Below are 12,943 nucleotides of genomic sequence, written 5' to 3' on the forward strand. Positions count from 1 at the left end.
AGGTGACGGCCCGGGTCCTGCCGCTTTCCGAGGAGTGGGATCCAAGGGCATTTCTGATGGATGGCCGTGGGTGAAGGAGCGGCGTCCGGTGCGGCGAGAGCACGCACCGAACGCCGTGACGCCGCGGAGATCCATCAGGAGTGCCCTAGGGCCGGGGTCCAGGTTTCGGGGGACGAGGGTGGAGGGCGGCAGTCCGTGCTCCGCCGTTGATCTGACACCATTCCCCGGGGGCCCCGTTCGGCGGTTGGACGGAGCTCGTTTGCCAGAGGTTGCGACCAGGGGACGGATGGGACCGCGCAGTGCGGGGCTACGAACGCCAGGAGCGAGAGCCGGCGGCTGACGTCGACCACCTCTCTCGGTTCGAGGCCGAGATGGAGCGGCTGAAGACCGAGCGGGAAAAGGCGATTCAGCACGCCGAGGACCTCGGCTACCAGGTCGAGGTGCTACGCGCCAAGCTGCACGAGGCGCGTCGCACCATCATGTCCCGGCCCGCCTACGACAGCGGCGGCGACCTCGGGTACCAGGCCGAGCAGATGCTCCGCCAGGCCCAGATGCAGGCCGAGCAGCTGCGCGCCGACGCCGAGCGCGAGCTGAGCCAGGCCCGGGCGCAGACGCAGCGGATCCTCCAGGAGCACGCCGAGCAGGCCGCCCGCCTCCAGGCGGAGCTGCACCAGGAGGCGGTCACCCGCCGCCAGCAGCTCGACCAGGAACTGTCCGAGCGCCGCCAGACCGTCGAGTCGCACGTCAACGAGAACGTGGCGTGGGCCGAGCAGCTGCGCGCCCGCAGCGAGTCCCAGGCCCGCCGGCTCGTCGACGAGTCGCGTGCCGAGGCCGAGCAGGCGCTGGCCGCCGCCCGTGCCGAGGCCGAGCGGCTCACCGCCGAGGCCCGCCAGCGGCTCCAGAACGACACGGAAACGGCCCGCGCCGAGGCCGACCAGGTGCTGCGCCGGGCCCGTGCCGAGGCCGAGCGGCTGCTGAACGCGGCGTCGACGCAGGCCCAGGAGGCCACCGACCACGCCGAGCAGCTGCGCTCCTCCTCCGCGACCGAGTCGGACGCCGCCCGCCGCCAGGCCGGTGAGCTGAGCCGGGCCGCCGAGCAGCGGATGACGGAGGCCGAGTCGGCGCTGCGCGAGGCGCGCGCCGAGGCCGAGAAGCTGGTCACCGAGGCGAAGGAGAACGCGGCCAAGTCGCTCTCCACCGCCGAGTCGACCAACGAACAGCGCACGCGCACGGCCAAGGAGCAGGTCGCCCGGCTGGTCGAGGAGGCCACGAAGGAGGCCGAGGCCACCAAGGCGTCCGCCGAGGAAGTCGTCGCGGACGCCAAGGCCAAGGCGGAGAAGATCGTCGCCGAGGCCTCCGAGAAGGCCCGCTCGATCACCGCCGAGGAGTCGGCGTCCCAGCTCGCCAAGACCGCCAAGACCGCCGAGGACGTGCTGAACAAGGCGTCCGAGGAGGCCAAGAACACCACCAAGGCCGCCGCCGAGGAGGCCGAGCGCATCCGCGCCGAGGCCGAGGCCGAGGCGGACCGGCTGCGCGCCGAGGCGCACGACCTCGCCGAAGAGCTCAAGGGCACGGCGAAGGACGACACCAAGGAGTACCGCGCCAAGACGGTCGAACTGCAGGAGGAGGCGCGCCGCCTGCGCGGCGAGGCCGAGCAGCTGCGGGCCGACGCGGTCGCCGAGGGCGAGCGGATCCGGTCCGAGGCCCGGCGTGAGGCCGTCCAGCAGATCGAGGAGGCGGCCAAGACCGCCGAGGAACTGCTCGCCAAGGCCCGGACGGACGCCGACGAGCTGCGCCAGACGGCCACGACGGACAGCGAGAAGGTCCGTACGGAGGCCATCGAGCGCGCCTCGACGCTGCGCCGCCAGGCCGAGGAGACCCTGGAGCGCACCCGCAAGGAGGCCGAGCGGCACCGCGCCGAGGCCGCCGAGCAGACCGAGGAGCTGAAGGCCGAGGCCGAGCGCGCCGCCCGTGAGCTGCGCGAGGAGACCGAGCGCGGCGTCGAGGCCCGCAAGGCGGAGGCCGCCGAGGAGCTGGCCCGGCTGCAGGCCGAGGCCGAGGCCCGCCTCGCGTCCGCCGAGGAGGCGCTCGCCGACGCGCGCGCGGAGGCCGAGCGGATCCGCCGGGAGACCGCCGAGGAGACGGACCGGCTGCGCGGCGAGGCCGCCGAGCGCATCCGTACGCTCCAGGCGCAGGCCGACGCCGAGGTCCAGCGGATGCGGGACGAGGCCGCCGCCGACGCGTCCACGTCCCGCGCCGAGGGCGAGGCCATCGCCGTACGTCTGCGGTCGGAGGCCGCGGCCGAGGCGGAGCGGCTGAAGTCGGAGGCGCAGGACACCGCCGACCGGGTGCGGGCGGAGGCCCAGGCCGCGGCCGAGCGGCTCGCCACGGAGGCCTCCCAGGCGCTGGCCGCCGCGCAGGAGGAGGCGGCCCGGCGTCGCCGCGAGGCCGAGGAGCTGCTCGGTTCGGCCCGGCAGGAGGCCGACCAGGAGCGCGAGCGGGCCCGCGAGCAGAGCGAGGAGCTGCTGGCCTCGGCGCGCAAGCGCGTGGAGGAGGCCGAGACCGAGGCCGTACGGCTGGTCGAGGAGGCCGAGCGGCGGGCCATGGAGATGGTGTCGGCCGCCGAGCAGCACGCTCAGCAGGTACGGGACTCCGTGGCGGGGCTGCACGAGCAGGCCCAGGAGGAGATCGCCGGGCTGCGCAACGCCGCGGACCACGCGGCGGAGCGTACGCGCCGGGAGGCCGAGGAGGAGTCGGACCGGGTCCGCTCCGACGCCTACGCCGAGCGGGAGCGGGCCACCGAGGACGCCAACCGGGTGCGCCGCGAGGCCCGGGACGAGACGGACGCCGCCAAGGCGCTCGCCGAGCGCACGGTCGGGGAGGCCATCGCCGAGGCGGAGCGGATCCGTTCCGACGCGGCCGGGCACGCCCAGCGGGTGCGCACCGAGGCCTCGGACACCATCGCGCGGGCCGACCAGGACGCCTCGCGCACCCGGGCGGAGGCCCGCGAGGACGCCAACCGCATGCGGTCGGACGCGGCGACGCAGGCCGACACCCTGATCACGGAGGTCACCGCCGAGGCCGAGCGCCTGACGCGGGAGACCAACGAGGAGGCCGAGCGCGTACGGGCCGAGTCCGTCGCCAAGGCCGAGCGGCTGATCGGCGAGGCGACCGACGACGCCGAGCGGCTGCGTGCCGAGGCCGCCGAGACGGTGGGCTCCGCCCGGCAGCACGCCGAGCGGGTGCGCGCCGACGCCGAGCGGGCACGTGCCGAGGCGGAGGTGGAGGCCGACCGGCTCATGTCGGTGGCGCGCGACGAGGCCGACCGCACCCTGGACGAGGCCCGCAATGACGCCAACAAGCGGCGCTCCGAGGCCGCCGAGCAGGTCGACAAGCTCATCACGGAGACCGCGGCCGAGGCCGACAAGCTGCTCACCGAATCGCAGTCGCAGGCCCTGAAGACCACCGCGGACGCCGAGGCGCAGGCCGACTCCATGGTGGGCGCGGCCCGCAAGGAGGCCGACCGGCTGGTCGGGGAGGCGACCGTCGAGGGCAACTCCCTGGTGGAGAAGGCCCGTACGGACGCCGACGAGCTGCTGATCGGCGCGCGCCGGGACGCGACGGCCATCAGGGAGCGCGCCGAGGAGCTGCGCGACCGCATCACCTCGGAGATCGAGGCGCTGCACGAGCGGGCCCGCCGCGAGGCCGCCGAGACGATGAGGACGACCGGCGACCGCTGCGACGCGCTGATCAAGGCGTCCGAGGAGCAGTTGGAGAAGGCGACGGCGAAGGCCAAGGAGATCGTCTCCGAGGCAAATTCCGAGGCGGGCAAGGTCCGGATCGCCGCCGTGAAGAAGGCGGAGGGTCTCCTGAAGGAGGCCGAGCAGAAGAAGTCCACGCTCGTCCGCGAGGCCGAGGAGCTCAAGGCCGAGGCGATCCGCGAGGCGCGGCGCACGGTCGAGGAGGGCAAGCGCGAGCTGGAGGTGCTGGTCCGGCGCCGCGAGGACATCAATGCGGAGATTTCCCGTGTCCAGGACGTCCTGGAGGCGTTGGAGTCTTTTGAGGCCCCGTCGAGCGCCAAGGACGGTGGAGTCAAGGCGGGTGCCGCGGCGGGTGCGACCCGATCGGGTGGCAAGTCGTCAGACGGATAGCGGTATGGGGAAGTTGCGGGTATGTTCCGGCGCCTCACAGCGCGGGGAGTGTGCCCACAATTCCCGGCACCACTGGACTACAGACACCGATTTGTGCCCGTTCTGTGCTTGCCAGGGCCTCGATGCAAAGATTCGGGCAAGCAATCGGACAGCCGGATACGCAAAAGGGGTGTCATTCTCCAGATCAAACGTGCATCTGCTCGATGACACGCCGCTTCGCCCCCTAGGATTCCACCTATCACCTCACCGGTCTCTTTCGACAGGAACCCCATGAGCGACACTTCCCCCTACGGCTTCGAGCTTGTGCGGCGTGGGTACGACCGCGCTCAGGTGGACGAACGTATCTCCAAGCTCGTCTCCGACCGTGACAGCGCTCTCGCCCGCATCACCGCTCTGGAAAAGCGCATCGAGGAGCTCCACCTCGAGACGCAGAACGCCCAGGCCGCGGTCACCGACGCCGAGCCGTCGTACGCCGGTCTCGGCGCACGCGTCGAGAAGATCCTCCGCCTCGCCGAGGAAGAGGCGAAGGACCTGCGCGAAGAGGCCCGCCGGGCGGCCGAGCAGCACCGTGAGCTCGCCGAGTCGGCGGCCCAGCAGGTGCGCAACGACGCGGAGACGTTCGCCGCGGACCGCAAGGCCAAGGCCGAGGACGAGGGCGTCCGGATCGTCGAGAAGGCCAAGAGCGACGCGACGCAGCTGCGTCAGGAGGCGCAGAAGGACGCGCAGTCCAAGCGTGAGGAGGCGGACGCCCTCTTCGAGGAGACCCGCGCCAAGGCCGCGCAGGCCGCCGCCGACTTCGAGACGAACCTGGCGAAGCGTCGCGAGCAGTCCGAGCGCGACCTGGCCTCGCGTCAGCAGAAGGCCGAGAAGCGTCTGGCCGAGATCGAGCACCGCGCCGAGCAGCTCCGCCTGGAGGCCGAGAAGCTGCGCACGGACGCCGAGCGCCGCGCCCGCCAGACGGTGGAGACGGCGCAGCGTCAGGCCGAGGACATCGTGGCCGACGCCAACGCCAAGGCCGACCGCATCCGCTCGGAATCCGAGCGCGAGCTGGCGGCGCTGACGAACCGCCGCGACTCGATCAACGCGCAGCTGACGAACGTGCGCGAGATGCTGGCGACGCTCACGGGTGCGGCGGTGGCCGCGGCCGGCGCGCCGGTCACGGACGACGAGCCGATCTCTCGCGGGGTTCCGGCTCAGCAGTCCCGGTAACACCACGATCGTTGCCGGTCGAGGGCCCGCGTCTCCTTCGGGGGGTGCGGGCCCTCGCCGTTGTCATGGCTGCGGGCGATCTTGCCGCTGGGGCCACGGGGGAGGGTGGGCGCGGCGGCGCCCCGTGAGCGCCGGGGCCCGTCGTGGGCTTGTCGCGCAGTTCCCCGCGCCCCCGACGGGCTGGACCACTCCGGTGGCAGGCGCCCCATGCCCGTCTTAGCGTGGCCGCATGATCGAGCTCGACGGGCTGACCAAGCGGTACGGCGAGAAGGTGGCGGTCAACAACCTCAGCTTCGCCGTCAGGCCCGGTATCGTCACCGGCTTTCTCGGGCCGAACGGCGCCGGGAAGTCGACGACCATGCGGATGATTCTCGGGCTCGACCGGCCGACCGCCGGCGATGTGCGGATCGACGGCACGCATTACGACCACCTCAAGGACCCGCTCACCTACATCGGCGCCCTGCTCGACGCCAAAGCCGTGCACGGCGGACGCAGCGCCTTCAACCATCTGCTGTGCCTCGCCCAGAGCAACGGCATTCCCCGGGCCCGGGTGGCCGAGGTGCTGGACACGGTCGGGCTGACCTCCGTAGCGCGCAAGAAGGCCAAGGGGTTCTCGCTCGGAATGGGCCAACGGCTCGGGATCGCGGGCGCGCTGCTCGGTGATCCGCGGATCCTGATGTTCGACGAACCCGTCAACGGGCTCGACCCCGAGGGCATCCACTGGATCCGCCATCTGATGAAGTCCCTCGCCGAGCAGGGCCGGACCGTCTTCGTCTCCTCGCACCTGATGAGCGAGATGGCTCTGACCGCCGATCACCTCGTCGTCATCGGGCAGGGCCGGCTGCTGGCCGACACCTCCATGGCCGACTTCATCCAGCAGAACTCACGGTCGTACGTTCGCATTCGCACCCCGCAGCGGGAGCGGTTTCTCGATGTGCTGCACGAGGCGGGGATCACCGTCGTCGAGACGGGCGGGGGTCCGCTCGAAGTGGACGGGGGCAAGCCCGAGCTGATCGGGGAGCTGGCCGCGCGCCACCAGATCGTGCTGCATGAGCTGAGCCCTCAACAGGCCTCGCTGGAGGATGCGTTCATGCAGCTCACGGCCGAGTCCGTGGAGTATCACGCACATGCCCAGGATTCGGGCGACGGATGGGGCGACGGTTGGCAGAGGGAGGTCTGAGTCATGGCCGCGACCCAGGTCGTCCGGTCCGAGTGGACCAAGATCCGGTCGGTGGCGTCCACGGTCTGGACGCTCTCCCTCGCCGTGATCGTCACGATCGCACTCGGTGTGCTGATCTCGCTGCTGTCGAAGAACGAGTTCGACAACCTGAGCGCGCGGGACCAGCTCTCCTTCGACCCGACGTTCATCAGCTTCGCGGGCATGACACTCGGTCAGCTGGCGATGATCGTGTTCGGGGTGCTGGTCGTGTCGAACGAGTACAGCACCGGCATGATCCGGGTCTCGCTGGCCGCCGTACCGCAGCGCGGCACCTTTCTGTTCAGCAAGATCGCCGTCGCCACCGGGCTCGCCTTCGTCGTCGCCGTCGCCACCAGCTTCGCGACCTTCTTCCTCGGCCAGGCCATGCTCGGCGAGCACAGGGCGTCGATCGGCGACACGGGCGTACTGCGCGCGGTCATCGGCGGCGGGCTCTACATGACCCTCATCGCCGTCTTCTCCATGGGCGTCGCCACCATGCTGCGCAGCCCGATGCTGTCGCTCGGCATCCTGATGCCGTTCTTCTTCCTGATCTCCAACATCCTCGGCAACGTCGGCGCCACCAAGAAGGTCGGCCGTTACCTGCCCGACCAGGCCGGCAGCAGAATCATGCAGGTGGTGACCCCGGTCGACGACGACACACCGTACGGCCCCTGGGGCGGACTCGGGATCATGGCACTGTGGGTGATCGCGGCGCTGCTCGGCGGATATGCCCTGCTGAAGAAGCGGGACGCGTGACCACCTCCCTGACCAGCAGAAACGTACATGCCAACGCACTCCCCCTGTGACCTGCGACCTTTTACTTACTCTTGAGCGGAACCGTCAGCGCCCGGTTAAGCTCCTAACCCTTACGGGGGCGTGCGCCCCGACGTCCTGAGACGAGACGTCCTGACACGTTCGATGGGTGCGGAGCATGATCGAGGCAGTCGGCCTGACCAAGCGCTATGGCGCGAAGACGGCCGTGTACAACCTTTCCTTCCAGGTGCGGCCGGGGGCCGTCACCGGCTTCCTCGGGCCCAACGGCTCGGGCAAGTCGACGACGATGCGCATGATCCTCGGCCTGGACAACCCCACCTCCGGGCAGGTGACGATCGGCGGCTACCCGTACCGCAGGCTGCCGAACGCCGCCCGTCAGGTCGGTGCCCTGCTCGACGCCAAGGCGGTGCACGGCGGCCGGCACGCCCGTAACCACCTGCTGTCCCTGGCCCAGCTGTCGGGCATCCCGGCCCGCCGTGTGGACGAGGTACTGGGTGTCGTCGGCCTCCAGGGTGTGGCCAAAAAGCGCTCCAAGGGCTTCTCGCTCGGCATGGGCCAGCGGCTCGGCATCGCCGCCGCCCTGCTCGGCGACCCCCAGGTACTGCTGTTCGACGAGCCGGTCAACGGCCTCGACCCCGAGGGCATCCTCTGGGTGCGCAACCTGATGAAGGCCCTGGCCGCCGAGGGCCGTACGGTCTTCGTCTCCTCGCACCTGATGAGCGAGATGGCGCTGACCGCCGACCACCTGATCGTGATCGGGCGCGGACAGCTCCTCTCGGACATGAGCATCAAGGACTTCATCTCGGCGAACTCCGCCGACTTCGCGCGCGTCCGGACGCCCGACACCGAGCCGCAGCAGCGCGAGAAGCTGACGGCCGCGCTGACCGAGGCCGGCGGCCAGGTGCTGCCCGAGCAGGACGGCGCGCTGCGCGTCACCGGTCTGCCGCTGCCCCGCATCAGCGACCTCGCGCACGACTCCGACGTACGCCTGTGGGAGCTGTCGCCGCACCAGGCCTCGCTGGAGGAGGCGTACATGCGGATGACACAGGCCGCCGTCGACTACCGCTCGACCATCGACCAGAAGGCCGGGCTCCAGCAGCCCCTGCCGCCCGGCGCGCAGCCGCCGATGCCGGTGCCGGGGCAGGGCCAGCCGGGGTGGTACGCCCCGCCGGCCCCGCAGCAGGGCGGCCAGCCGTACGCACCGCCGCAGGGCCAGCCGTACGGCCAGCCCGTGCCGCAGGGACAGCCGCCGGTCGCGCCGGGCCCGTACGGGGCTCCGGCGCCCGGTCAGCCGCAGCCGAACCCGTACGCCGCCCAGGCCCCGGCCCCGCAGGCCGCACCGCCGGCCGCGCCCCAGGCCGCCCCGGCACAGCCGGCCGCCGCCGCGCCCGCGCCCGTGCCCGCCGCTCCCGCCGCTCCCGCCGCTCCCGCCGCCGACCTGACCAAGCCCGAGGACGCCCGATGAGCACGCCCCAGCCACCCGTAGCCCAGCAGCTCGCCCCCACCTGGCAGGGCGCGCCCGGCATCTCGTACACCTCGCCGATCCCGGTGGTGCGCACGCATCTGGGGCATGCGATCGCCTCCGAGTGGACGAAGATCAAGTCGGTGCGGTCGACGATCTGGACGCTGGGCGTCTTCGTCGTCCTCGTGATCGGTCTCGGCCTGCTCTTCTCGCTCATCGCCGCCGGCACGGACGCGAACATGGAGGGTGATACGCCGCTGCCCCTCGGCCTGTTCGGGCTGATGATCGGCAGCGTCTGCCTCATCACGCTCGGCGTGCTCAGCACCGCCTCCGAGTACGGCACCGGGATGATCCGGACCACGATGACCGCCTGCCCGAGCCGTGGCCGGGTGCTGGCGGCGAAGGCGATCGTCTTCTTCGCGCTGACCTTCACGGTCACCCTGATCTGCAGCGCGTTCGTCAGCTTCGCCGCGGTGGCGCTCCTGGAGGGCAACGGCGCCGCGACCCCCACCGGTGAGGAGTGGCTCAAGGCGACGGTCGGCGTCAGCCTCTACCTCTCCCTGTTCGGCCTGATGTCCCTGCTGATGGGCTCGCTGATCCGGCACTCGGCGGGCGCGATCACCATCATGCTCGGTGTGTTCCTCGCGCCGCTGGTCATCGCGATCTTCATGTTCTCGGAGTCCCTGCGGGACGTGCAGCAGTTCCTGCTCGAGTACTCGATCCCGAGCCAGCTCAGCGTCTTCTACGGCGCGGCGCTCAGCGAGTCGGGCCCGTCCGGCTGGGACCCGCTGTGGATCATGCTGGGGCTGACGACGGCCGCGTTCGTCGGCGCGTACGCGCTGCTGGAGAAGCGGGACGTGTAGCAGCGAGCCGGGCCGGGGTCAGAACCTCGGCGCGTTGCGGGACCGCTGCACCCTCGTGGTGCGGCGGTCCTTCGCGTTCCAGCAGGCCTTGTGCCAGTGGCGGCGCTCGTCCACCCCGGAGTGCTCGGGCCAGGCCACGACGTGCGGCACCCCGGAGGGGATCATCTGGTCGCAGCCCGGGCAGCGGTAGGTCTTGCCGAGCGCGCTCGCGCCCGCCACATGGCGCACGCTCCACTCCTCGCCCTGCCAGCGCTCGGCGGACTGCCAGCCACCGTAACGGCCCGACCTCTCCTCGTCGGCTCCGGCATCGCGACCGGACGGGCCCAACGAATCAGCGCCCTTGGGGCGGTTGCGACGCGGGGACACGGGACACCTCACGGGGCTATACAGGGAGCACGGGCCATCCAGCCTACGCGGGCCGGGTGAGGGTATGCGTACGTCACCAAACACCTCAGAACACCCCCCACCGACCTCCACCCGCAGCATTCTGCAGACAATCCGCAAATCTCGCCGCCAGGCCGTGACTTCGGCACGTGTCAGGCGGTTATGCCGGGTGGGGGAGCTCCTGAGTCGGAGCCGAGGAAGCAGGAAGTGCGATGCGCGTAGGAACATTTGTACTGGCCGCCCAGTTCCCCGGGCAGGGCCAAGGGGAGCCGCTCCACCGGGCCGTGCGCTCGGCGGAGGTGGCCGAGGAGGCCGGGCTCGACACCGTCTGGCTGGCCGAACACCACTTCGTGCCGTACGGCACATGCCCGTCCGCCATCACCCTGGCCGCGTTACTGCTGGGCCGCACCCGGCGGATCCGTGTCGGCACGGCGGTGAGCGTGCTGCCCACCGTCCACCCCGTCGCCCTGGGCGAGCAGGCCGCGTTGCTGCATGTGACGTCCGGCGGCCGCTTCTCGCTGGGCCTCGGGCGCGGCGGACCGTGGGTCGATCTCGAGGTGTTCGGCGCCGGACTTGAGGCGTACGAGAAGGGGTTCCCGGAATCACTCGATCTGCTGGTGCGCTGGCTCCGCGAAGCCTCGGTGTCGGCCTCGGGGGAACGATTCAGCTTCCGTGAAGTCCCCGTCGTACCGAGGCCGTCGGAGGCGCTGAGCGAGGAGCCGGGGCCCGAGGTCGTCGTGGCGTGCACCTCACCGGCGAGCGTCCGGCTCGCGGCCGAGCGCGGGCTGCCGATGCTGCTCGGGATGCACGTCGGGGACGAGGAGAAGGCCGAGATGGTGGTCGCGTGGCGCAAGTACGCCCGGGCCGCGGGCCGATCCCCCGAGGAGATCGCCGGCGCCGCCCATGTCTCCGCCGGTGTCTGCCAGATCGCGGACCGGCGCACGGACGCCGTGGAGGCGCTCACCAAGGCCATGCCGGGCTGGCTCAAGTACGGTCTTGACGCCCATGTGACCGTCGACGGCCGCACCCGCGCCATGCGGGACCCCCTCGCGTACACCGAACTGCTCTGTGGGCTGCACCCCGTGGGCACCCCCCGGCTCTGCGCCGACCGGCTGGCGGCGACGAGCGAGCGTACGGGCATCTCCCGCTTCGCCCTGCTGGTCGAGGGCACCGGTGACCTCGCGGCGACGGAGGAGAACGTACGGCGACTCGGTGCCGAGGTGTTGCCACACCTCGGCTGAGCCACTGCCTGTGCCTTGCTCACCGCCGGTGCCCGGGTCGTCCGGCACCGGCCTGTGCCTCGCTGTCCGGCACGGTCACACGACCGTGTCCGGTGGGGAGCTTGCCGCCCCACTCACTCATGCACCTCCCGCGCCAGGAGCGGCAAGCCGTGCTGCCTCACGTCCTCAGCAGTCCCTGAGTTCCGGGGACTGGTTGAGGAGCTGGCCACGGATCGACGTGAAGCGGGCGAGCCTCTCGTCCACGGCCGGGTCCAGCGGGAACACCGCCACCCGGTGGCAGTTCTGGAAGGCCAGCCGCACACCGAAGTGCCGCTGCAGCGCGCCGCGAATCGCGTCACTGGCGAGCGCGCGCAGCAGTTGTCCGCGTGCCTGCTCGTCCGGCGGAGGCGTCTGGTTGTCGGCGAACTCGCCGCCGTCGACCTTCAGCTGGGCCACCAGGGAGCTGATCATCTCCCACGCGTAGGGCAGGGAGGTCCGGACGCAGTCGACGAAGGCGGCTTCGTCGACCTCGCCTCGCTCGGCCTGTTCGAGTAGGGCCGGTGAGACGTCGAGCGACATGGGTTCTCCTCTCGCACCCCCACAACAACAGGGGTTGACGGACAGGGTCGGGGTTCGCGTTACCGAACACGCAGAGTGCGCGGGTCGCGACCACCCGTTTCTACGGTAAGCAACTGGCCGTGGCCGCACCAGGAGATTGCGCGCACCGACGGGCCTCTTCTCGCACACAATCAGCCATTGCCGAACGAGAGTTGTCAGTGGCACATGCCGGAGTCCGGACAAGGGCCTTTGTGGGCCGCACAGGAGAGTGACGGAGGGCTACGCGAGTCACTCGCGCCGACAGCAGAGAAGGGTGGGTGTGGGCGGTCGTAGAATCGGTCGCGGGGTCGATCGCGGGGTCCGGCGGCGGGTGTTCCGGTGGTCGAATCGCGCGCACCCGTCGCGGTCGAGTAGCGTTGCCGACCATGCGTCTCGTCATCGCCCGATGCTCCGTGGACTACGCGGGCCGGCTCACCGCCCACCTCCCCTCAGCCCCCCGTCTGATCCTGGTGAAGGCGGACGGCAGCGTCTCCATCCACGCGGACGACCGGGCCTACAAGCCCCTCAACTGGATGTCGCCGCCCTGCACCCTCAAAGAGGGGTCCGGGGACGAGGAGGGCGTCTGGACCGTCATCAACAAGGCGGGCGAGAAGCTCATCATCACGATGGAGGAAGTCCTCCACGACTCCTCGCACGAACTGGGCGTCGACCCCGGCCTGATCAAGGACGGCGTCGAGGCGCACCTCCAGGAGCTCCTCGCCGACCGCATCGAGACCCTCGGCGAGGGCTACACGCTCATCCGCCGCGAGTACATGACGGCCATCGGCCCGGTCGACATCCTGTGCCGGGACGCGGACGGCGCGACCGTCGCGGTCGAGATCAAGCGGCGCGGCGAGATCGACGGCGTGGAGCAGCTCACGCGCTATCTGGAGCTGCTGAACCGCGACCCGCATCTCGCGCCGGTCCGCGGTGTCTTCGCCGCGCAGGAGATCAAGCCCCAGGCCCGTGTCCTCGCCACCGACCGCGGCATCGGCTGCCAGGTCCTCGACTACGACGCCCTGCGCGGAATCGAGGACGACAAGCTGCGGCTGTTCTGAGCCGCTCCCCCACGCGTACGTACGGCA

Annotated in this window: 10 protein-coding genes; 8 read left to right on the top strand and 2 right to left on the bottom strand. The window is 71.2% G+C overall.

The window, feature by feature from the left end:
• The first annotated feature begins 299 nt into the window (after positions 1-299).
• The 6 genes from scy to SGFS_RS20530 all read left to right on the top strand — a co-directional run bounded on the left by scy (position 300) and on the right by SGFS_RS20530 (position 9,657).
• Positions 300-4,151 (top strand): polarized growth protein Scy, encoded by a 3,852-nt coding sequence (scy, locus tag SGFS_RS20505; RefSeq protein ID WP_286252253.1) that lies wholly within the window; start codon positions 300-302, stop codon positions 4,149-4,151.
• Between the two features lie 270 nt (positions 4,152-4,421).
• Positions 4,422-5,360 (top strand): coiled-coil domain-containing protein, encoded by a 939-nt coding sequence (locus tag SGFS_RS20510; protein WP_286252255.1) that lies wholly within the window; start codon positions 4,422-4,424, stop codon positions 5,358-5,360.
• Positions 5,361-5,589: 229 nt separating this feature from the next.
• Complete coding sequence (locus SGFS_RS20515) at positions 5,590-6,540, top strand: ABC transporter ATP-binding protein (RefSeq protein ID WP_286252257.1); 951 nt, start codon at positions 5,590-5,592, stop codon at positions 6,538-6,540.
• Positions 6,541-6,543: 3 nt separating this feature from the next.
• On the top strand, positions 6,544-7,314 hold the full coding sequence (locus tag SGFS_RS20520; protein WP_286252258.1) for an ABC transporter permease: 771 nt from the start codon (positions 6,544-6,546) through the stop codon (positions 7,312-7,314).
• Positions 7,315-7,489: 175 nt separating this feature from the next.
• Positions 7,490-8,797 (top strand): ATP-binding cassette domain-containing protein, encoded by a 1,308-nt coding sequence (locus SGFS_RS20525; RefSeq protein ID WP_286252259.1) that lies wholly within the window; start codon positions 7,490-7,492, stop codon positions 8,795-8,797.
• Positions 8,794-9,657 carry an ABC transporter permease subunit gene (locus tag SGFS_RS20530; protein ID WP_286252260.1) on the top strand — a complete coding sequence of 288 codons (864 nt, stop codon included), beginning with the start codon at positions 8,794-8,796 and terminating at the stop codon, positions 9,655-9,657. Before SGFS_RS20525 ends, SGFS_RS20530 begins: the two co-directional genes overlap by 4 nt.
• An 18-nt stretch (positions 9,658-9,675) precedes the next feature.
• Here SGFS_RS20530 and SGFS_RS20535 read toward each other — a convergent pair whose 3' ends face one another.
• Positions 9,676-10,023: an ATP/GTP-binding protein gene (locus tag SGFS_RS20535; RefSeq protein WP_286252261.1), complete on the bottom strand. Its 348-nt coding sequence runs from the start codon at positions 10,021-10,023 to the stop codon at positions 9,676-9,678.
• Positions 10,024-10,253: 230 nt separating this feature from the next.
• Here SGFS_RS20535 and SGFS_RS20540 point away from each other — a divergent pair, with 230 nt between their 5' ends.
• Positions 10,254-11,282 carry an LLM class flavin-dependent oxidoreductase gene (locus tag SGFS_RS20540; RefSeq protein ID WP_286252262.1) on the top strand — a complete coding sequence of 343 codons (1,029 nt, stop codon included), beginning with the start codon at positions 10,254-10,256 and terminating at the stop codon, positions 11,280-11,282.
• Between the two features lie 165 nt (positions 11,283-11,447).
• Here SGFS_RS20540 and SGFS_RS20545 read toward each other — a convergent pair whose 3' ends face one another.
• Positions 11,448-11,840: an SCO5389 family protein gene (locus tag SGFS_RS20545; protein ID WP_286252263.1), complete on the bottom strand. Its 393-nt coding sequence runs from the start codon at positions 11,838-11,840 to the stop codon at positions 11,448-11,450.
• 404 nt (positions 11,841-12,244) lie between these two features.
• On the opposite strand from SGFS_RS20545, the gene nucS reads away from it, so the two are divergent.
• Positions 12,245-12,916, top strand: a complete 672-nt coding sequence (nucS, locus tag SGFS_RS20550; protein ID WP_286252264.1) for an endonuclease NucS — start codon at positions 12,245-12,247, stop codon at positions 12,914-12,916.
• Positions 12,917-12,943: the final 27 nt, after the last annotated feature.

Source organism: Streptomyces graminofaciens (genome assembly GCF_030294945.1).
In the GTDB taxonomy this organism is placed as follows: Bacteria; Actinomycetota; Actinomycetes; order Streptomycetales; family Streptomycetaceae; genus Streptomyces; species Streptomyces graminofaciens.